Below are 20,302 nucleotides of genomic sequence, written 5' to 3'. Positions count from 1 at the left end.
CGGCTATGGGCAGCCTCAGAGGTCGGTGACGCGCGCCGGGTCTGCCGACGCCAGCGCGGCCGCGCGCTGGGGCTTGGGCGGGTAGATCCAGATCGTATTGATGTCCTGCTTCATCTTCTTCGCCTCGGCACCGGTGAACTCGATCTTCCGATCCCAGCCGCGCGTGAACAGCGCGCCGGCTGACCCCAGATCAAGGCAGGTCACATAGGCCTTCTGGTGGTAGGTCATGGTCGGCAGGCCGAGTAGATCGGCGGCGGCGTTGTTGCCTGCGAAGGCTCCCATGCGTGTGGCGTGCTGGCAGGACATGAGGGCGATGGTGCCCTCCTCGTCACACACCGCCTTCGCCGCGTCGCCGGTGGCGAACACGGCGGAGACGCCCGGCACGCGCAAATCCCGCTCGACGACAAGCCGGCCGAAATTGTCGCGCTCCGCGGGGATCTGCGCGGTCAGCGGCGCCGCGCGCATGCCGGCCGCCCAGATCACCGTTTCAGCCTCGATGCGCTCGCCATTGGAGAGCGTGACGCCGGAAGCATCCAGCGCGGCGACACCGACCGCGAGCCGCGCCTCGACGCCGGTCTTGTCCAGCGCGTCCTCGATGATCGGACGCGGACCGGGACCAAGGTCGTGCCCGATGGCATCTCTGCGTTCGACGATCACGACGCGGATATCAGCCGAGGCCCCGAGGATGGCCCGCAGCCTGGCCGGCATTTCTGTGGCGACCTCGATGCCGGTGAAGCCGCCGCCGGCGACCACGACCGTGTTGCGCGCGCGGGTAGCGGGCCGAGCGCCAAGCCCCTGAAGATGGCGGTCGAGGGCGATCGCATCCGGTACGGTATCAACGCTGAAGCCGTGGGTGGAAAGACCGGGAATATCGGGACGGAACAACCGGCTGCCGGTGGCCACGACCAGCCGGTCATAGCCGAGCGTCCTGCGCTCTCCGTCCCGGGTCAGGATTTCCACCTGGTTCGCGATAGTGTCGACCGTCTCGGCATGACCCTGCACATATGTGACGTCGATCGCGGTGAGCACGTCGAGAAGCGGTGCCGTCAGGGTTTCCGGGCGGGGCTCGTAAAGCCGGGGACGCACTGTCAGAGTGGGCTCCGGCGCGACCAGCGCGATCTGGAACATCTCGGGCGAGACGCCCTCAATGTCGCGCAGGCGTGCGGCGGAGAGCGCGGCATACATGCCGGCAAAGCCGGCGCCTATGATGAGAAGTCGCATGGGATGTACTCCTGTCGGTTGAGGATGAAAGGGCGTGCGCCGTCCTTGCCGCGCCGGGTGGCGCGGATGATGGCGGAACGGCGACGCCGGAAAGCGGCGTAAATTCAGGTGGTTATGAAGGCGCTCAGCTCGGACTGGATGAGGTCCGCATGGGTCGTGCACATGCCGTGTGGAAGGTTCTCAAGGGCTTTGAGCGTTCCGTTTTTCAGCAGGTTTGCGGAGAGCGGCGCGGAGTCCGCGAAGGGCACGATCTGGTCGTCCGTGCCATGCATCACCAGGGTGGGAACGGAGATGCCGGCGAGATCCTCGGTAAAATCAGTCTCCGAGAATGCCTTGATGCCATCGAACTGCGCCTTGGCGCCGCCCATCATGGCCTGTCGCCACCAGTTCCAGATCACCGCCTGCGAGGGTGCGGAGCCCGGCCGGTTGTAGCCGTAGAAAGGCCCGCCGGCGAAGTCGAGGTAGAATTGCGAGCGGTTGGCGGCGAGCCGGGCCCGCAGATTGTCGAACACGCCGATCGGCAGGCCGCCAGGATTGGCCGGCGTCTTCAGCATCAGCGGTGGCACCGCACCGATGAGGACCAGCTTGGCCACCCTTCCCTTGCCATGACGGGCGACATAGCGGGCCGCCTCGCCCCCGCCGGTGGAATGACCGATATGGATGGTGTTGTGCAGATCCAGCCGCTCCACAACCGCCGCCACATCGGCCGCATACTGGTCCATGTCATGTCCATGTCCGATCTGCGAGGAGCGCCCATGTCCCCGCCGGTCATGCGCGACGACGCGATATCCTTTGCCGACGAAATACAGCATGTGCGTATCCCAATCGTCGGAGGAAAGCGGCCAGCCGTGATGGAAGAAGATGGGCTGCGCCGACTTCGGGCCCCAGTCCTTATAGAAGATGCGCGCACCGTCGCGGGTCGCGACGACCGGCGTGGGGCTGACGGTCTGGGCAAGACCGTGGCCGTCCTGATGCTGAGCCCCTTCGGCCGGGACGATCGGGAGCGTCATCGACACCAGCCCCGCCGCCCCCGCCGCCAATATGCCACGTCGCGTCAGACTGGTCTGACAACCGGTACAATTCGCCTTGATCATAGCCGCCTCGCGGTCTGTGTGAGTTCGAGAACGAGTAGAGAACGACATGCCGCACCGTGCCCGCGAGCGATTGCCGCGATTGCCGCGCGATTGCGGCTAACGTGCGCGTCGCCGCCAGCCGCTCGGTGTTTCGCCCGTCAGTCGCCGGAAGGCGGTGGCAAAGGCGGATTGCGAGCCGTAGCCAAGTCCGACGGCGATCGAGATCACGGCCTCGTCGGTCTCACGCAGCAGGGTCATCGCCTGGGTGAGCCGGTGCTGCCTGAGCCAGGCATGGGGTGGCAGTCCCGTACTTTCCTTGAAGGCACGGCAGAAATGAAACCGGGAGAGTTGCGCATCGGCCGCCAATGTCGCGAGCGACACGTCGGCGTCGCAATCCGAGGAAAGGCGCTCGATTGCGCGCCGCAGGACAGCGGGCGAGAGCCCTCCCCCTAGGGGCGGAGGCGCGGCACCATGGCCCGCGTGAGCCGACAGAACCCGAGTGGCAAGCAGTTCCGTGATCTGCTGGCGAAACAGCGCGTCGAGCGCCTCATTGCCCTCAAGAACATCCGCAGCGCTGGCGAGGAGCCGCGAGGTGGTGGGATCGCGGAACCCGGTCCGCTCCACAACGGATGTCGAGAATGGCCGGTGGGCCTCGCCGGCGATGCGTGTCAGCGTCGCGTGCGGAAGGTAGAGTTGAACGACGTCGATGCGGCCGGCAATATCCCAGCGGGCGCTTGATCCGGCGGGAATGATGGTCACCGCATCCGGACTGGCGGTTCCTCGTTGCGTCGCGCCGCCGCTCCGCCTCTCCAGCCGTTGCCTCGTGCCGACATAGGTCATCACAACATGGTCGGCCATGGGCTCGACCGTGTCGTGTAGAGCGCCATGCGTCCAATGGGCGATGAAGCCTTCCGATGCGGTGGCCAGTCGCTTGGGGGCGGTGCGCAGAACGCGCGTCATTTCATCGACGGGATGGCGATTGCCCGCAAGGCTTCCACTGGAAAGCGCGCGGCCCGGTCGCATCGCGTTGCTCGATGACCTTTCAAAGGCACTGAGCGATTCCATCGCACACCCCTAAGACAGTTTTGGCAACTGCTCTGATCCAGCATCAATCTACTGGCTCAGCCGATCGCGATACTGGATCGCACTGACCGGATATTAGGGATGTGTCGCGTGCCGGCTACTATACGCGCGTGCAGTAACGCTGAGGAAATGGATAGGTTATGCCGGACCCGAGGGGTGGAGGGGCGGCAAGTTCGCGGCTTCTTCCCCCGCCTGACCCTCAAAGTCGGCATCCTGACCCGCCGAGTTCGGCCGCGATCCGTCAGCGGGTAAGGCGCGGCAGACGATGCACAGGCGGGCGACGCGCGGGCGGGGGCTGCCCGGCATCGCCCGCGCCGCATCAACGCTCCGTACGCGAGGAGCGGGCGTTGATCTCGATGCGATGTGCGTGAACGGGCTGCGCGGGCCGGGTCTCGACGCGGTGAATGGCCGTCATCTGCCGGCCTTCAGGGACCGGGCCGACCGGGAGATGCACGCTCGTCACGGCGCTCCTCCAGGCTTGGCGCTCATAGCGCTCCTGCTTCGCTTCCGACGCATCCACATAGGAAAACGCCGCAGCGGCAGCCAGAATAAATGCGAACTTGTTCATCATCGTCTCCATCTCTGAAAATTTCAGTCGCATCAAATGCGATCGACGGATCATCATTGTATATATTGACAATTGTTATTTATTATACTTGCTGTTCTTTTACAGTAATTGCTATTTGTTCTGATTCAATTTATTGGACAAGTGAAGTCCGGGAGCGCTAGCGCTGCATGGCCCGTGACAAGATCACGCTTCCCGACGGCGCGGCGCGCCAGAAATCACCGCGTGCGCCGATCTCCTCCCCAAGCTGAAAAAGGCGATTCATGTAGGCGCGGTCGAATTCGCTCGACGGACGGTCCGAGAAACCCTCGGGTATGGCCACCAACCGCAGCTCAATATCCTCCGCCTGTGATCGCCTGGAAAAATCAGCGATATCGGCAAGGGTCTGGTACTTCACCATGGTGCCGACGGCGCGCTTGGCGAGAGCCGCGACCGTCCGGTCGGTCGGATCATATTCCGGCTGAAGCTTTCCATTACGGATCACATACAGGGTCTTGCCGCGCACGCGGCCGAAGATGCGCCTCTCGGCAGAGCGCAGGTCCAGGCCCGGCGGCCCGAAGGTGATCTGCGAGGTGACGCCGCCATCAACATGCAGTTCCTCATAGGACCGTCCGCCGCTTTGCACGTCGATCGACACCGGCGGAAAGACGGCGGGGATCGCGGCGGAGGCAAGAAGCACGTCGATGAAAAGCCGTCGTCGCTCGAAGCCGCCACCGCTCGCGATGGCGCCCATGTCCCAGATGACGGGGCGCTGGGCGTCGATATTGGTGGTCTGGACCAGCAGGCGACGCCCATTGCGATGCTCCCGCGCAATCTCGTCAAGAAGCGCCTCGGTGACATAGAGGCCGATCAGGCGCCGCAGCGGTGAACTGTCGTACAGCGCATCGCCGATGAGGCCGGCAGCACCCTTGTCGACATACACATCCCGGTCGGTGATCTGGGTATAGACCCGCCGCAAGGTGGCGTCGTGACCGGTCCCGAGAAAGGCAAAGGGTGCGGCCAGGGAGCCGGTGCTGACGCCGGTGACGACCTCGAATTCCGGGCGATTCCCGCGCATGCTCCAACCGTTCAGCAAACCGGCGGCGAACGCGCCCTCCTCGCCACCACCCGAAATGGCCAGGAAGTTCGCGGTGGTCCGGCATTCCCGGCAGCCGGAGGCCCGCACCTGCCTCAGCTGGGCGTCGACATAGGCCTCGACGACCGGCGAATTCTCGTCGGCCCAGAAGCGCACGAGGCCATAGTCCGGGATGTGCGCCTTATCGAGCGCCGCATAGGGCAGAGCCCGGGATCGATCCGACCCGATGCAACCGCCCAGGCAGAGGCTGGCGATGATCGCCACGACAACGATGCGAAACATGAGCGCCGCTTCCCCAACAATCGCGCCAACGACGCCGGCAGTCGCGGGCCGTTACCCATCCCCTCGAACCGAGGCGCAGGCGTTAAGGAAGCTACGCAACTCTCATGTCGCGAAATATCTGGACTCTTCTCCAGTGCAGCATCAATGGCCGACTGTATTCCCTGCCCATCCATATGACCGAACCTATACGTCAGCATGTACGGCAGGCGGGCCCGTCACCTGTCCGTGGCCGGATCGTCGCTTCACCCCTCAATCCGTCTTGCGCAGCTTGAGGACGCCTCTTCGCCGCGCACATCGTCGACCATCCTATGAGAGCCCCCCGCCGAGGCCCGACGACAACAGTCCCGTTCCGCTGTCGCCGGAGCGTGCATTTCCTGTGAAGCAAAGCTCAACCGGAAAGAACGCGTGTCACCAGAGAGGCCGCGAGCCCAAGCATCACGATCCCCACGCAAGCATCCAGCACCCGCCAGGCGACCGGCCGGGCAAAGAGCGGCCGCAGCAGCCGGGCGCCATAACCGAGACACGCGAACCAGATGAAGCTGGCGGCGACGGCACCGGCGACGAAGACGGGGCGAACCTCCTCGGGTTGGGCAGAGCCTGCGGTCCCCATCAGCAAAACCGTGTCGAGATAGACATGCGGGTTGAGCAGGGTGAAGCCAGCCGTGGCGATGAGCGCCCGTATGAGCGTCATGCTGCGCGCATTGCTGACCGCCATAGAATCGGGGGCTGCCGTCCGCCGCAGCGCCTGGACGCCGTACCAACTGAGAAAGCCGGCGCCGCCGAGCGCGAGAAGCGTGGTGAGTTGAGGCACGGCGGCGAGGAAGGCGCCGACGCCGGCGACGCCGGCGAGGATGAGCAATGCGTCGGCGGTGCCGCAGAACAGCACGATTACCCCGACATGCTCCCGCTGCAACCCCTGCCGCAGGACGAAGAGGTTCTGTGCGCCGATGGCGACGATGAGCGCGGCCGAGAGCAGGAAACCGGTCGCGAAGGGCACAAGCGCGTTTGTCATGACGTGTAGGTGGCGCGAATGGCCGATCAAGTAAAACTTGTTCTTCTAAGCTCGATGAAGCAAAACTTCATCCATGCTGGATTACCCCTCTCTTTCCGCCGTGGCCGCCGTGGTACGCGAGGGCACGTTTGAGCGCGCCGCCGCCGCGCTGGCCATCACGCCATCGGCGGTTTCGCAGCGGGTGCGAGGACTGGAGGAGCGCCTCGGCGCAATCCTCGTCATCCGCGGGCAGCCCTGCGAGCCGACCGAACTCGGCCGCACCCTGTGCGCCCACCTCGACCGCGTGCGACTGCTCGAACACGATCTGGCTCCCATGCTCGGCAGCGTCGCCGCCGGTACAGGGGAAAGGCTGACCCTGCCCGTGGCGGTGAATGCCGACAGTCTTGCCACCTGGTTTCCAGCCGCCGCTGCCGCCTTCGGGCGTGTGGCGGACGTGTCGCTGGACCTCACTCTAGACGACGAGGCGCACACGGCGGAAAGGCTGCGCTCCGGGGAGGTGCTGGCCGCCGTGACTGGCGAACGCGAGCCGGTACAGGGATGTCGAACGACGCCGCTGGGCGCGCTGCGCTATGCGGCTTGTGCGAGCCCGGAATTCGTCGAGCGCTACTTCGCTCACGGCATGACCGCACAGGCACTGGAGCATGCTCCCTGCCTCCGCTTCGACCGGCGCGACCTACTGCAGGCGCGCTGGGCGCGGGTGGCGCTTGGTTCGGAACGGATCGGCCCGGTGCACTGGGTGCCCTCGACCCATGGCTTCCTTGACATGACGCTGGTCGGGCTGGGCTGGGGCATGCATCCCTGCGTCATGGTTGAGAACAACCTCGCGACGGGGCGCCTTGTCGATTTGTCGCCGCCCCACCGGATCGATGTCGCGCTCTACTGGACGATCACCCGGCTGCACTCCACGGCGCTGCGCCAGCTGACGCAGGCCGTTCGCGCCGCGGCAGCTGCGATCCTTGTGAACAGTGAATAGATGCGCTCACACACCCACCCTGCACGCCGGGCGACCAGCTCATTCGCCGTAACAGCTTCCGCAGCCCCTGCCGCTAACATGGGTCAGGCGTCAACTGCGGGTGACCTCTCCCGATGCGAGACGTTCTCAAGGCGACATCTGGCTTTAAATATCCTGCGTCGAGCGCTCACATCGCTTTGCCGGACAAGGTCTTCTGAGGCTTGTCCGGGCCATCCAGCTTCCGCGCGGCATACCAGGCGGCCAAGCCGGCCAGCACAATGATGCCTCCGAGCAGCGGCAGGGTGTGGCGCACGGCGATGAGCATGTCGGCGCCACTCGAGGACAGCCAGGCCCGCGATGCGCCATCAGGGCTTTCCAGATTCAGCGCCAGCATGGTCGCGCCGCCCGCGACACCGAGACTGGTCCCCAGCGCGCGCATGAGGTTCAGCAGCGAGCTGGCGGGCCCCGACAGAGCCGGTGGCACGGCCGCGATCGCCACCTGGTTGTTGGGCGCGATGAAGAGACCGATACCGGCGCCGAACAGGGCATAGGCGACAGCGTCGAAAAGACGGTGATCATCGACACGCCCCAGGGTGGCGAGCAGAAGGGCGATGGCCAGGAAGCTCAGTGCCATGCCCGCAAGGCCGACCCAGTGCCCGCCCAATCGCTCCTTCACCGTATTGCTGAACGGCGCCGTCAAGCCGATGGCCACCGGGATGATGGCCAGATGCAGTCCAGCGGTGCCCGGTGGCTCCCCGAAGCCATGCCCCTGCGCGAAGGACATGAGGAAGAACATGCCGAAGAGCAGCGCGTAGCCAAGCGTCACCCCGGCGGCAGCGCTGCAAAACGCCGGGCTCCGGAACAGGACCGGATCGATCAGCGGAGCGACGAACATGCGTTCGCGCCGTAACAGCAACAGGAGCAAAAGCGCGGCGAGCGCGAGACTGCCAAGCGTCGCGGGGGAACCCAGGCCCCAGGTGGAGAGATAGTTGAACAGCGCGACGATCAGGATCAGAGCCGGGCCAATCAGCAGCGCACCGCCCCAGTCGAAAGCACGGCCCGGCTGCACGCCGCTCGTACGGGGCAGCGCCAGCCAGCCAAGGACGACGGCCAACGCACCGAACGGCACGGTGAGCCAGAAGATCCATCGCCATCCGAGCGTCACTAGCAGCAATCCGCCCAGCACCGGGCCGGCGCTCATTCCCACAGCCTGAGCGGCCGCGAACCAGCCAAGTGCCCTCCCTCGCTGCGCCGGCGAAACGGTTTTAACCAGGATCGAGATGCTGTTGGCGCCGAGCAGCGACCCGCCTATCCCCTGCAGAAAGCGGAAGACCACGAGTTGCTCGAAACTGGAAGCAAAGCCACACAGGGCGCTGGCAGCAATGAAAACGAGGTATCCGAGGATATACAGCGTCTTGCGGCCGAACATTTCGCACAGCCGGCCGAAGATCGGGAGAAATGCCACGAAAGCGGCGAGGTAGGACAACGCAATCCAGCTTACATGCTGGAGCGACGCCTCGAAATGGTGCCCGAGAGTCGGCAGGGCGAGCTGAACGATCGTGGCGTCGACCTGCCCGATGAACGCGCCCATCGAGACGAGGCCGACGACCAGCCAGGGATGCCATGGCTGACGCTCAAGCCAGGCGAGAGGAGCGGGTTCGGTCGTCAGCCGCGCGATGAGGAGAGACATTCAGTGTCCGAATGCTGGCCGACAGGGCCTAGGCGACCCAATCGCCTTTCAGGTCGGGGCTTTGAGCGGCAGCGACGGAAACCGTCATCGCATTGCAGAGCAACATCCAACCCAGCGCCTTCATCGTGCCGCCCCCAATCGTTCGAATTTAACTCGAATTGCGCCGTATCCCAACGCCACTTTTACGGGAATGACAAGCGCCCTGCCGCATCGTCGCGAACCTCGCGGAAGGCTTCGGCACTTCTCGGGGCGTTCGCGCTGCTTACGTAAGGTCTGGCATTTCCGCGCCCAGTCCTATAAATATCGATGTGGGTGTCGTCGGCTGCATCCCGCAGCCGGGGCAGGTATGCGCTGGTCGGGCCGCCGCGCGGGACCTGTCCTGCATGCATCGACGCCTGTACCGCCGCACCAGTGCGCGCGCGCGCCTCGTCACCGATCGCGCTTTCCATTCCGCCGAGCGTTTCCTGCATATCGAAGCCGTCAGCGGCCTCGTTCTACTGTGCGCGGCGGCGATTGCGCTGATCTGGGCGAACTCCTCCTATGCGCAGAGCTATCACGACCTCTGGCACGCGCCGCTCAGCTTCGGGATCGGCTCTTTCACCGTGTCGCATTCGCTGCATTTCTGGGTGAACGACGCGCTGATGACGGTCTTCTTCCTCGTCGTGGGGATGGAGATACGGCGGGAAATCCATGAGGGGGCGCTCTCAAAGCTGCGCGCGGCGGTGCTGCCAATGGCGGCGGCGGTGGGCGGTGTCGCCGTGCCCGCGCTCATCTATGTCACGTTGAACACAGAGCCCGGCCGGATCGAGGGCTGGGCGGTGCCGACGGCCACCGACATCGCCTTCGCCGTCGGCGTGCTCGCCCTGTTGGGGCGCTCCATCCCCACCAATCTGCGCGTCTTCCTGCTGGCGCTGGCGATCATCGACGACATCGCCGCGATCCTCATCATCGCACTGTTCTATTCCGGCGGCATCGATCCAACGGGGCTGCTGGTGGGGCTGCTGGGCCTCGCGATGGTCGTCGCGCTGCAAATGGCGGGTATCGGCTCGGCCTGGGCCTATGTACTGCCCGGCGCGGTACTGTGGATCGGCCTTCTGCAGGCGGGCGCGCATCCGACGCTCGCCGGCGTGATGCTCGGCATGCTCACCCCTGTCCTTCCCGGGCGGGGGCGTGAGCCGGCGCTGCATGCCGCGATGCGGGCGCTGGACGACATCCGCGCCAAGGTCGCCCGCGCGCCGGACGCAGCGGCCAGCCTGCTGCCGCCGCTCCGCCGCCTCGCCATCGCCCAGCGCGAGATGACGCCGCCGGTGACGCGGGTGCAGATGGTGCTGCACCCCTGGGTCGCTTATGGCGTGATGCCGATCTTCGCGCTCGCCAATGCCGGGGTGAGCCTCGACGGCGTCGATCTCGGCCGGACGGACACTTTCGCCGTAATGGCGGGTGTGGCGGTGGCGCTGGTGGTCGGCAAGCCCCTCGGCGTTCTCGCCGCCAGCTGGCTGGTGGTGCGCGCCGGCTGGGGGAGCCTGCCGCCGGGCGTCGGCTGGGGCGGGGTGCTGCTGGTCGGGCTGCTGGCCGGCATCGGCTTCACCATGTCGATCTTCATCGCCACCCTCGCCTTCTCCGACCCGGCGCTGCTCGGCGCCGCCAAGCTCGGCGTCCTCGTGGCCTCGCTCGGCGCCGCCTGCCTCGGCCTCGGCTGGGGCGTGCTCCATGCGCGGCGGACGCTGCTCACGGCCACCTCATCCACGTGAACCACGGGAGATTGATATGACGGGACTCGTCATCGGCCTCACCTTGATCGCCGTCACCTTGGTGATGTTCTTCGTCGCGCTGCCGCGGCAGGATCGCAAGGTTCGCCCCTTCCTCAGGGCGGACTTCGCGCAGGGCATCTATGCGGTGGCCATTGTCGGCCTCGGCGCGACCGGGTTCATCACCAGCGTGGTCAGTTTGGCTGGCGCGGCGGACTAAGGCGCCAGCCAGCCCGTCACAGCATAAGCGATAATTTGCCCGGCTCCGGGACCTGCCAGGATGCAAGGAGGAAACATGATTTTTCTTGTTGTCGGCTTCGCACTGCTCTCGGCCGCGGCGATGATGTGCGTGTTCGCACCAACGACGTCACAGGACTCTGGTGATGGCCACACACGACAGAGCATTCATGGCTGGTACGCGGCAGCGATCATGGTGCTCATGGTCGCTGGAGGGGCAATCGCCGTCAGTGGTGTTTTGAGTCTTCATAACGCGTGAATTTAATTACCGTAAGGCCACCAGAACCGCGCCGGCGGCGATGAGGGCGACCCCGCACCAGTTGGCGAGGGAGAGGCGCTCTCCCAGGAAGAGGGTCGCGAAGAGCGCGACCATCACGACGCTCAGCTTGTCAACCGGCGCTACGCGGGCCGCGTCTCCCAGCTTCAACGCCCGGAAATAGCACAGCCACGAGGCGCCGGTGGCAATTCCCGAAAGCACCAGGAAGACATAGCTGCGCCCCGACACCGAGCTGGGGGATTGCCATTGCCCGGTGGTGACGAGCAGGGCCGCGACCACGCACAGGATGACGAGGGTGCGCACGAAGGTCGCGAAATCGGAGCCGACATTCTCCACCCCGACCTTGGCGAAGATTGCCGTCAGGGCGGCAAAGGCCGCCGACAGCACGGCCCACACCGGCCAAGTGAGAAACAGGTTTTTCATCAACGACCTCCGCCATTCGCCGCCGCTCGCGCCGGGCGGGAACCCGCCAGTCGCAATTATTTGGCGGCCTGGGCATCCCCGCCGGCCAGGGCCTCATCGGCTATCATATCGCCGTCGACCACGCCCCAATGCTCGAGATGCTTGTAGACGATGACCTTGCGCTCCAGCAGCTTGCCATGAGTGCGGCAGAAGGTTTCGAGCTGCGCGCGCGGCGCGATCAGTTCGACGCACATGGTCAGGTCGGGATTGGCGATCTCGACGCCTTCATCCTGCAGCGTGCCGCCATTGCTGTAGCCGAAATGGGTGTGGTGGGCGACCGCATTCATGATCCCGGCCTCCTTCGCCTGGATCACCAGTTCGCGGTACAGCGGCCGCGTGCCGAACAGGCGGCTGCGGGGTCCCGGCGCCTTCTCGCGCGGGCGCAGATAGATGCGGATCATGCCCATTTCATTGAGGGTCAGCGTGTGGCGCGACATGGAATGTCCTTCGTCGGGCGGGAGGGAGGAGGAAAGGCTGATGCGGCGCAACCGAGCGCGGCCGATGAGGTCGCCCATCGCCTGGTTGTTGAGTTCGTGGATGTGGCGCAGCGACGCCTCCGGCGGAATCGCGTGCCCCATGGCGGATTTGGGCACGCCGACGCGCTGGGCGAGGTAAATGCTGGAGTGGCCGCTGCAGAGATAGGCAATGAAGCAGGCGACAGCGATGTACACGGCATGGGTGGCGCCAAAGAGCTCGATGCCCATGATCATGCAGGCGAGCGGCGTGTTGGTGGCGCCGGCGAGGATGGCCACGAAGCCGAGCGCGGCGAACAGATCGACCGGCGCGCCGAAAACGCCGGCCAACGCGTGACCGAGCCCGGCACCGATGAAGAACAGCGGCGTGACCTCGCCCCCCTTGAAGCCCGAACTGAGGGTGATGACGGTGAACACCGTCTTCCACAGCCAGCTCCAGTCATCGGCGCGTCCGGCGTCGAAGAAGCCGGAGATGGTCGCGTCCGCCGGGTTGGGCGACCACACGCCGAGACCGAGATATTCTCGGGTCCCGAGCGCATGGACGAGGCCGATCAGGATAAGGCCGGCGATCACCGGACGCATCGGTGCGTAGGGGCAGATCGCCTTGAAGCCGCTCGACACCAGATGCGAGATCTCGGCGAAGAAACGGGCCATGAGCCCGAAGGCGACGCCGGCGAGCACGACCTTGATCAGGAGCAGCGCTTCAAGATGGAAGCCGGGTCCCGCCTCCGCCAGAAAGGCAATGTGGTAGCTCGTGTGCTCGATGCCCCAGGCGTGGCACGCCCAGTCGCCGCCGATCGCCGCCATCAGGCAGGGAAGCAGCGCCTCATACTGCATCCGCCCGATGGTCAGCACCTCCAGCGCGAAGATTGCCCCGGCGATCGGCGTGCCGAAAACGGCCCCGAACCCGGCGGCGATGCCCGCCATCAGCAGGATGCGGATCTCGTTGCGGTCGAGGCGGAACAGCCGCGCAAAGCCGCTGGCGATGCTGCCGCCGAGTTGCACCGCCGTCCCTTCGCGTCCCGCCGATCCACCCACCAGATGGGTGAGCACGGTCGAGACCAGGATCAGCGGCGCCATGCGCAGCGGAACGCCGCCGCCGGGCTCGTGGATCTGCTCGACGATCAGATTGTTGCCGCCCTCTGACCCGCGCCCGAAAACCTGATAGGCCAGCACCATCACGAAGCCGGCGATGGGCATCACATAAATCAGCAGCGGATAGTCGAAGCGAGCCTGCGTCGCCCGGTCGAGCGCCCAGAGAAACAGGGCGCACAGCGTGCCCACCACCGCGGACATGGTCACGACGACGAGGGTCCATTTGGCGAGGCCGCGCAGCTGCTGCAGGCTGAGGCCGAAAAATCCCGGAGCGAACATCATGGGGCCGCCCTCCACGCGGCGGTGGAGGCGAGCCCGATGGGCCCCAACGTCGAAAAGATGAGCGACAATACAGACATGACCCTACTCCTTCGCCCGCAGGCGATGTGAGTAGGAGTCATCAGCTTCTCGAACGAAGCGGTTCGGCCACGATGGCCCGGCAGAATCCATTGCCTTGGTTATTTTGTACCGACCCCGGCGCCCCCCCTGTCAATACGCCGCCGAGAGGGAGGTCGAGTCGCACTGCGCTCTAGGCTCAGGATCCATTGATCAGATCCGGAAGATGCCGATGGCTGAGAAGACGGTGTGGGCGCATCGGCCGCAGCGGGATCATCATCGGCGCCCGTGTCCCGATGGCCCGCTTGCGGCCACCCCGCCAGCGCACCATCAGCCGTTCCTCACGATAGAGCCGGAACAACCGCTTGTGGTTGACCCGGAAGCCCTCCCGCCGGAGCAGGACGTGGAGACGGCGATACCCGAACCGCCGCCGCTCCTGGGCGATGGCTTTCATCCGCTCCCGCAGCGAGGCGTCATTCACGCACGTGGCCTTGTATCTCATGGTCATGCGGCAGAAGCCGGTGGCTTTACACGCCCGCCGTTCGCTCATCCATGGACATCCATGAGGTGGGCGACAGCTCTGCGCTCGGCAGCGGGCGTCACCACTTCTTTCCCAGCAGATCCTTCAGCGCGACGTTGTCCAGCATGGCGTCGGCGAGCATGCGCTTCAGCTTGGCGTTCTCATCCTCGAGCGCCCGCAGCCGCTTGGCCTCCGATACGTCCATCCCGCTGAGACGAGCCTTCCACTTGTAGATGCTGGCGTCGCTGACCCCGTGCTTCCTGCACAGGTCCGAGACCGGCACCCCGGCCTCATGCTCCTTCAGGATGCTGATGATCTGCTCTTCCGTGAAGCGGCTGCGCCTCATGTTCTGGTCCTCTCATTGGGCCAGAGCGAACTTCAAGCTGGATTAGACCTGAGGGGCAACGTCAGTCGCACCAGCCAAGCGGTGTCTGGTTGCTCGAGGGTGCCATGGTGGCCTTTGACTGCGCGTTGGAGGAGCAGATCGCCCATCGCTCACACGCCATTCTGATCGGTTTGGTACGAGCCGTGAAGGACCGCGACGCCCAGCATCCGCTTGTGTATTGGCAAGGGGGATATCGCCATCTGGCAGGTTCGCATTAAAATAAAGAACAGGTTTTCGGGCGCCTGAAAGACTGGCGGCGGGCAGCAACCCGATATGATTGCTGCCCGCCCGCCTTCCTCTCCACCATAGTCCTCGCCACAACCGTCCTGTTCTGGCTATGAGTGCTGAGCCTAAGCCGCCTCTCCTACCAGAATCACTTCGGCTTTCCGCGATCCATGTTCCAGAAACTGTAGGCGCGCTCGCCATAGAGCGGCTTGTCGAGACCTTCTTCCTGGATAGTCTCCGAAACCCGAAGAATACCCATCGCATCCAGTACCTTCAGAAGTATATAGGTGACGATACTGGCATAAGCGGCAACGATCACCACGGCGAGGAACTGGAAACCCAGCTGGTAAATGCCTGCGGACACCTCGTTGATATGCGGACTGGCCAACACCCCGATCAACAGCGCGCCGGTCACGCCGCCGACGCCATGTGCCCGCCAGACCTCCAAGGAATCGTCGATCTTCAGCCAGTTCTGTACATGTTTGGCGTGGTAGCAGACGGTAGCACCGACGGCACCGATCAACAGTGCGGACATCGGTTCGACATAACCCGAGGCCGGGGTGATGGTGGCCAATCCCGCCACCGCGCCGACCAGCACGCCGGAGAATGAAGGCCGGCCATTTCCCCGCCACTCCCAGAACATCCACACCAGCATGGCGATCGAGCCGGCCAGCATGGTGTTAGTGAAGGCATAGGCTGCCAGCGCATCGGCCGCATAGGCGCCGCCTGCGTTGAAGCCGAACCAGCCGAACCACAAAAGGCCAGCGCCTAGCGCCACGAGCGGCAGCGCGGCCGGCTCGGATTCGCTTTCCCCCGGCGCCAGCTTACGCTTACCGAGATAGGCAGCCGTCAGAAGCGCCGAGAAGCCCGCGGCGGTGTGGATGACGATGCCACCGGCGAAATCGACCACGCCGAGCTTCGCGAGGAAGCCGCCACCCCAGATCCAGTGAGCGGCGGGCAGATAGACCAAAATGGTCCAGAAGGCGATGAAGAAGAGATAGGCCCCGAAGCGGAACCGCCCGACAAAAGCGCCGGTCATCAGCGCCGGGGTGATGATGGCGAACATCATCTGATAGGCGAACACCATGATGAAGGGAATGCTCGGCCCATAATCCGGATTGGGCGCTATGCCGACATTGTACATGCCAAAATAGGGCACGATGCTGCCGATTACGCCACCAATGTCCGGCCCGAAGGCAAGGCTGAAGCCGCCAAAAACCCAGATCAGTCCGACCACCCCCATACAGACGAAGTTCTGGATCATGATCGACAGCATGTCGCGCTGTTTGACGAGGCCGCCGTAGAACAGCGCCAGCGCCGGGGTCATCATGCACACCAGAGCGGTGCACAGGAGAATGAAGGCGGTATCGCCCGCGTTTATAGCCTGCATCGCGTCACCCTTTCAAAAATACGCGCCGGGATAGTCCCATCCCGCTGCGCGCGGCGGCAGCCTGAGACGGCGGCAACACGGCCGTCGTCTTGATTCCAGCGGTCTTCACGACCCTTCGCCTCGGGCTCATGCCGCCTTGGACGCGGGCGAGGCCGACTTGCGATGCTCGTGGCCGACGATGTGACCCGCGACCGGCTTGTGCGGGTGCGGCGCCATGAGCTTCTTCGGGGCGATGAAGAGATACATCGTCAGCACATAGGGAGCCGTGAACGAGGGAATGCCCGCGGGGGCCACCATCACGTCGAGCGCGCCCTGCACGAAAACCGTGGCGATGGTCGCGAGCACCGCGTAAGCGATCACTTTCGGCGAAGCCTCCAGGAAGATCATGCCGACGGCGAGCGCGGTCAGTACCGGGCTGAACCCGTAGAGCCCCTGGCTGACCACGGCCGGATCGGCGCCCATGCCGATCGATACCACCATGGCGATCACCGAGCCGGCAACGACGGCGATACCGGCCCGGATCGACGCGATGAAGATACCAAGAAGAATGATCGCGCCGGAAATCTCGGCACCCAGCAGATAAACCTGACCGATGTTGCGGAAGAAGATCTGCACCAGCTCGATCGGCTGGGGAATCGACGAAATCCCCTGCACATAATCGGTCGCGAGCCTGGGGGCGTCGCCGGTGACGTGCAGGCCGCCGAAGGAATAGGCGCCCGCGACCATCAGCCAGCCAGTGAGCACGAACGGGCCCGTAGAGCCTGGAATGCCCCATCTGGCGGTAAGCGTTGCGCTGAAGGCGGCGGTCACCACGGTGCTGACCGCGGAACCGACCACCACATAGACCCACAGCTGCGGCGAGGCGGCGATGAAGGTCGGCAGGGCGGCGCCGACAAGAACACCGTTGAAACCGAACAGACCCGAGGCGACAGAGGCCTCGTCGCAGTCCAGCAGCCTTGCGGTGAGCGTCGCGACGATGACGCCGACCGCCGCGCCGATCGTGGTCGCCCAGACGCCGGAAACGTAGGAGGCATAAGCCATGGCCACGAAAAACAGGACGCCCGTGACAGAGTTCTCCATGAAGAAGACCTGACTGGTTCCCTTCAGGACGTCGGTGACGACATTGCTTTTCTGCTTGGCCATGGCTGCGGTCCTTCGGTCAGCGCCAGAGAAATTCCTGAGGAAGTGTCCGGCCGCGCGCCTCCTCGCGGACGATGCGCCAGAACCGGCGCACCTCGTGGCGCACGTCATAGGTCTCCACGCCCACCGCGCGCAGCATCAGGCCGGCATCATTGGGCAGGCGGCTGACACCGGAGATCGCCCGCGGCGCTTCGCTCGGGAAGTGGGCCTCGAACCGTTCCTTGATGCGGGCGGCGACCGGCGGCGGCGTCAGGCACATGATGTTGGCGAAGGCGTCATAGCCCTGCATCACGGCGGGGTAATCGATCGACGTGTCGCCCTTCTCGATCAGAATCTTCTCGGCAAAGAGCTTGCGGCCGCCGGGCCGGCGCACCGCCACCGCGACGGAGAGGAGATCGAGCCCGAACCGCTCGTCGGCATGATGATGCTTGCGGCCGGCCAGCATCATCTCGCCATAGAGCAGCGTGGCGTCCTCCGCGATCACGATGTCGGTCTGGTTGATGAAGCGGGAGTCGCGGTAGGGAATGGTGAAATCGGGCAGATATTCCAGATAGGAACCGCCCTCCAGCGTCACCGTCTGATGCTGGGACGCGTAGTTCGCGTCCATCCGGTGGACGCGGTTGGCGCTCTGCGTCGTGACGTGAGCACAGGCCCCCTCGCCCACCGAGATGTCGATCTTGTACCGGTCGCCCTGCAGGATGCCGCCGCCGATCGAGATGATCGAGCAGATCGGCAGTTCCGGCATCGCCTCGTCCCAGTACAGCGCCTGCTGCACGAGCAGCGGCGCCACGCGATAGAGGTCGTGCAGGATCGAGCGCCCATTGCGCAGCGAAAAGCCCAGACGCAACTCGCCGACCTTTCCCGGTCCCGCCGCCCGCATCTGGGCAGGCTCGGACTTGAAATCGCGGAGCTCGCGCGCCGCGTCGAGGCGGCCGAGTTGCTCGTGGAGCGTCATGTCCTAGGCATCCACCGTCGCGGGCGGCGTGACCTTCACGTCGAACAGCGCCATATCGAGGATGAGGCGGATCAGGTCGTCGATCCCCTCGCCGGTCTTGCAGTTGGTGAAGATGAACGGCTTCTTGCCGCGCATCAGCTTGGAATCGCGGTCCATCACCTCGAGGCTCGCGCCGACATAGGGGGCGAGATCCTTCTTGTTGATCACGAGGATATCGGACTGGCAGACGCCGGCGCCGTTCTTGCGCGGAATCTTGTCACCGGCGGCGACATCGATCACGTAGATGTAGAAATCTGCCAGCGCCGGGCTGAAGGTCAGTGTCAGGTTGTCGCCGCCGGATTCGATGAGGATCACGTCGCTGTCAGGGTACTTCTCTTCCAGTTCCTCGACGGCCGCGATGTTCATCGACGGGTCCTCGCGCACGGCGGTATGCGGGCACGCGCCGGTCTCGACGCCGACGATCTTCTCCTCGATCAGAATGCCGTTCAGCGTGCGGCGCACCTGCTTGGCGTCCTCGGTCGTCACCACGTCGTTGGTGATGATCAGCGGCTTGATGCCGAGGTCGATCAGTCGCGGGGTGATGGTCTCGATGACGGCCGTCTTGCCCGAGCCGACCGGCCCACCGATGCCGATGCGTGTGATCTTTTTCATGACCCGCTTCCTTTGCCGATACCGCGTTCAGTTCATGAACAGGCGGAGATGGGTGGTCGTATGGTGCGCGACGAGGACGTCGAACACGGGAGCGAACGAGGCCATCTCGTCGAGCGAGAAATCGCGCACGGCGAGATAGTCGCCTTCGACGCGCCCCTGTGCCGTGAACAGGATGCGCTGCGTGTCGACATGGTCGATACGCATGAGCCGCAGCGCAGCGCTCAGGATCATCGAAGCGATGCCGTACTGGTGCATGACGAAGGCCTCGACCTCGTCGACGCCCATATGGGCGAGCGCGAGCGCCTGGCCGATGGGAAGACAGCCTGGCGTCGCGTTCGCCTTGATGTCGCCCAGCCAGCGTTCGAGCGTCGGCGACGGCATGATCTTCAGCACCAGCTCGGCGAACTTCTTGCCGACGCGGGTCAGCATAAGCTGCTGCTCCTCGCCGACGCGCCGGCAGAACAGCTCGCTGTCGGCTTCGAGGATCGTCTCGTAATCCCCCGCCAGCGCCGCGCGATGGGCATGCAGGAGGGCGATGCCGTCCATGCGCGCGGTTTGCCTGAGGATGAGGTCGACATATTTCAGCAGGCTTTCCGGATCGGAGACGACGCCGGTCTGCAACGCGGATTCCAGCCCGTTCGAGAAGGCGAACGACCCGATCGGAAGCGTGGAATCCGAGAATTGCAGCAGGCGCGCCAGATGCACCATTCCGGCAGAACTGCCACGCTTGCCCGCGCCGTCATCGGTCATCACTTCACCGGCGAATGAGCATGGCTGTGGGAATGCGAATGATCATGGCCATGCGAATGCCCGTGCTCATGAACATGATCATGATGATCGTGACCGTGGTGGTGCCCTTGGTCGTGGTCATGTGAATCGCCATGCCCACCATGATGGTGGTGCGGCGTTGCGTCGGCCCCGGCGAAAAGCAGGCGCACCTCCCGGGCGTCCAGCTTGGCCGCGATTTCCGCTCCCGGCGCGAAATGCGTCTTCACATGCTCGAAGGCATGGGTGCGCATGACCGACGCCATGACCTTCTGGTCGACGGAGAGCGGCACGTAGACGGTGGTGTCCTTGATCACCGCCGGCCAGTGCTGGTTGCCAAGACCATGGCCCAGTTCGAAACAGGTACGCAGGATCTGGGCCGGCGACAGCTTCTCGATGCCTTCGAGCTCGATGACCAGCACGTCCTTGAGCGCGATGCGGGCGGCGACGATGATGTTCGCGGCCTCATCGTAGTGCAGCACATCGCCGTCCTGCAGGTGCTCGGAGCGCGGCAGCGAGATGGCGAGTTCGATCCCGCCTCCGGTCGCCTTGCGAAGCCGGCTCTTCGGCGCCTCCCATTGCTCCAGCACCAGCAGGTCCACCGTGCCGGACGCGGCCCGCTGCTGCCAGAGCGGATCGCTGAGATTGCCGAGCGTGCTCTCGACGAGAATCATGTGTGCCTCCAAACAG

At 64.8% G+C, this 20,302-nt stretch carries 20 protein-coding genes, 2 pseudogenes and 1 riboswitch; of the genes and pseudogenes, 6 read left to right on the top strand and 16 right to left on the bottom strand.

What is annotated here, in order from left to right; translation table 11 throughout:
• Positions 1-15: 15 nt before the first annotated feature.
• The 6 genes from MKI84_RS02475 to MKI84_RS02450 form a co-directional block, all read right to left on the bottom strand.
• A complete protein-coding gene (locus tag MKI84_RS02475) occupies positions 16-1,221 on the bottom strand; it encodes an NAD(P)/FAD-dependent oxidoreductase (protein ID WP_241616357.1) in 1,206 nt (401 codons plus the stop codon).
• Positions 1,222-1,325: 104 nt separating this feature from the next.
• Positions 1,326-2,231, bottom strand: coding sequence for an alpha/beta fold hydrolase (locus MKI84_RS02470; protein ID WP_241616526.1), 906 nt, complete (start codon positions 2,229-2,231; stop codon positions 1,326-1,328).
• A 180-nt stretch (positions 2,232-2,411) separates the two neighbouring features.
• A complete protein-coding gene (locus tag MKI84_RS02465) occupies positions 2,412-3,317 on the bottom strand; it encodes a helix-turn-helix transcriptional regulator (protein WP_241616525.1) in 906 nt (301 codons plus the stop codon).
• Between the two features lie 379 nt (positions 3,318-3,696).
• The gene (locus MKI84_RS02460; RefSeq protein ID WP_241616356.1) at positions 3,697-3,948 is read right to left on the bottom strand and encodes a hypothetical protein; all 252 of its coding nucleotides are present in this window, start codon (positions 3,946-3,948) and stop codon (positions 3,697-3,699) included.
• 154 nt (positions 3,949-4,102) lie between these two features.
• Entirely contained in the window at positions 4,103-5,299 is a 1,197-nt protein-coding gene (locus tag MKI84_RS02455) for a patatin-like phospholipase family protein (RefSeq protein WP_241616355.1), read from the bottom strand.
• 388 nt (positions 5,300-5,687) lie between these two features.
• Positions 5,688-6,311, bottom strand: a complete 624-nt coding sequence (locus MKI84_RS02450; protein WP_241616524.1) for a LysE/ArgO family amino acid transporter — start codon at positions 6,309-6,311, stop codon at positions 5,688-5,690.
• Between the two features lie 73 nt (positions 6,312-6,384).
• Between MKI84_RS02450 and MKI84_RS02445 the strand changes: the two genes are divergently transcribed.
• Positions 6,385-7,284, top strand: coding sequence for a LysR family transcriptional regulator ArgP (locus MKI84_RS02445; RefSeq protein WP_241616354.1), 900 nt, complete (start codon positions 6,385-6,387; stop codon positions 7,282-7,284).
• Positions 7,285-7,450: 166 nt separating this feature from the next.
• Here the strand turns inward: MKI84_RS02445 and MKI84_RS02440 are convergent, their stop codons facing one another.
• A complete protein-coding gene (locus MKI84_RS02440) occupies positions 7,451-8,953 on the bottom strand; it encodes an MFS transporter (protein WP_241616353.1) in 1,503 nt (500 codons plus the stop codon).
• 383 nt (positions 8,954-9,336) lie between these two features.
• On the opposite strand from MKI84_RS02440, the gene nhaA reads away from it, so the two are divergent.
• From nhaA to MKI84_RS02425, 3 genes are all read left to right on the top strand, one after another.
• On the top strand, positions 9,337-10,704 hold the full coding sequence (gene nhaA / locus MKI84_RS02435) for a Na+/H+ antiporter NhaA (protein ID WP_241616352.1): 1,368 nt from the start codon (positions 9,337-9,339) through the stop codon (positions 10,702-10,704).
• 16 nt (positions 10,705-10,720) lie between these two features.
• Positions 10,721-10,921, top strand: coding sequence for a hypothetical protein (locus tag MKI84_RS02430; protein WP_241616351.1), 201 nt, complete (start codon positions 10,721-10,723; stop codon positions 10,919-10,921).
• Positions 10,922-10,996: 75 nt separating this feature from the next.
• Positions 10,997-11,197 (top strand): hypothetical protein, encoded by a 201-nt coding sequence (locus MKI84_RS02425; protein WP_241616350.1) that lies wholly within the window; start codon positions 10,997-10,999, stop codon positions 11,195-11,197.
• 6 nt (positions 11,198-11,203) lie between these two features.
• Here the strand turns inward: MKI84_RS02425 and MKI84_RS02420 are convergent, their stop codons facing one another.
• The 3 genes and pseudogenes from MKI84_RS02420 to MKI84_RS02410 form a co-directional block, all read right to left on the bottom strand.
• Positions 11,204-11,638: an EamA family transporter gene (locus MKI84_RS02420; RefSeq protein ID WP_241616349.1), complete on the bottom strand. Its 435-nt coding sequence runs from the start codon at positions 11,636-11,638 to the stop codon at positions 11,204-11,206.
• Between the two features lie 56 nt (positions 11,639-11,694).
• Positions 11,695-13,527, bottom strand: coding sequence for a voltage-gated chloride channel family protein (locus tag MKI84_RS02415; protein WP_241616348.1), 1,833 nt, complete (start codon positions 13,525-13,527; stop codon positions 11,695-11,697).
• Positions 13,528-13,629: 102 nt separating this feature from the next.
• Positions 13,630-13,708, bottom strand: a riboswitch (Fluoride riboswitch).
• A gap of 132 nt (positions 13,709-13,840) precedes the next feature.
• Positions 13,841-14,447, bottom strand: a pseudogene (locus MKI84_RS02410) (transposase); the annotation flags it as partial.
• A gap of 14 nt (positions 14,448-14,461) precedes the next feature.
• Between MKI84_RS02410 and MKI84_RS02405 the strand changes: the two are divergent.
• Entirely contained in the window at positions 14,462-14,704 is a 243-nt protein-coding gene (locus tag MKI84_RS02405) for a flavin reductase family protein (protein ID WP_342593611.1), read from the top strand.
• Between the two features lie 6 nt (positions 14,705-14,710).
• A pseudogene (locus MKI84_RS02400) lies at positions 14,711-14,827 on the top strand (IS5/IS1182 family transposase); the annotation flags it as partial.
• Between the two features lie 32 nt (positions 14,828-14,859).
• On the opposite strand, the gene MKI84_RS02395 reads toward MKI84_RS02400, so the two are convergent.
• The 6 genes from MKI84_RS02395 to MKI84_RS02370 form a co-directional block, all read right to left on the bottom strand.
• Positions 14,860-16,101 carry an ammonium transporter gene (locus MKI84_RS02395; RefSeq protein WP_241616346.1) on the bottom strand — a complete coding sequence of 414 codons (1,242 nt, stop codon included), beginning with the start codon at positions 16,099-16,101 and terminating at the stop codon, positions 14,860-14,862.
• Positions 16,102-16,227: 126 nt separating this feature from the next.
• On the bottom strand, positions 16,228-17,244 hold the full coding sequence (gene yut / locus MKI84_RS02390) for an urea transporter (protein ID WP_241616345.1): 1,017 nt from the start codon (positions 17,242-17,244) through the stop codon (positions 16,228-16,230).
• A 16-nt stretch (positions 17,245-17,260) separates the two neighbouring features.
• Positions 17,261-18,196: an urease accessory protein UreD gene (locus MKI84_RS02385; RefSeq protein WP_241616344.1), complete on the bottom strand. Its 936-nt coding sequence runs from the start codon at positions 18,194-18,196 to the stop codon at positions 17,261-17,263.
• A gap of 3 nt (positions 18,197-18,199) precedes the next feature.
• On the bottom strand, positions 18,200-18,847 hold the full coding sequence (gene ureG / locus MKI84_RS02380; protein ID WP_241616343.1) for an urease accessory protein UreG: 648 nt from the start codon (positions 18,845-18,847) through the stop codon (positions 18,200-18,202).
• Positions 18,848-18,874: 27 nt separating this feature from the next.
• Entirely contained in the window at positions 18,875-19,555 is a 681-nt protein-coding gene (locus tag MKI84_RS02375) for an urease accessory protein UreF (RefSeq protein WP_342593610.1), read from the bottom strand.
• Between the two features lie 41 nt (positions 19,556-19,596).
• Positions 19,597-20,286 (bottom strand): urease accessory protein UreE, encoded by a 690-nt coding sequence (locus tag MKI84_RS02370; RefSeq protein ID WP_241616341.1) that lies wholly within the window; start codon positions 20,284-20,286, stop codon positions 19,597-19,599.
• Positions 20,287-20,302 lie beyond the last annotated feature (16 nt).

The organism is Ancylobacter gelatini (assembly GCF_022601675.1).
GTDB lineage: Bacteria > Pseudomonadota > Alphaproteobacteria > Rhizobiales > Xanthobacteraceae > Ancylobacter > Ancylobacter gelatini.
This window is presented reverse-complemented; position numbering and strand designations above follow the sequence as displayed.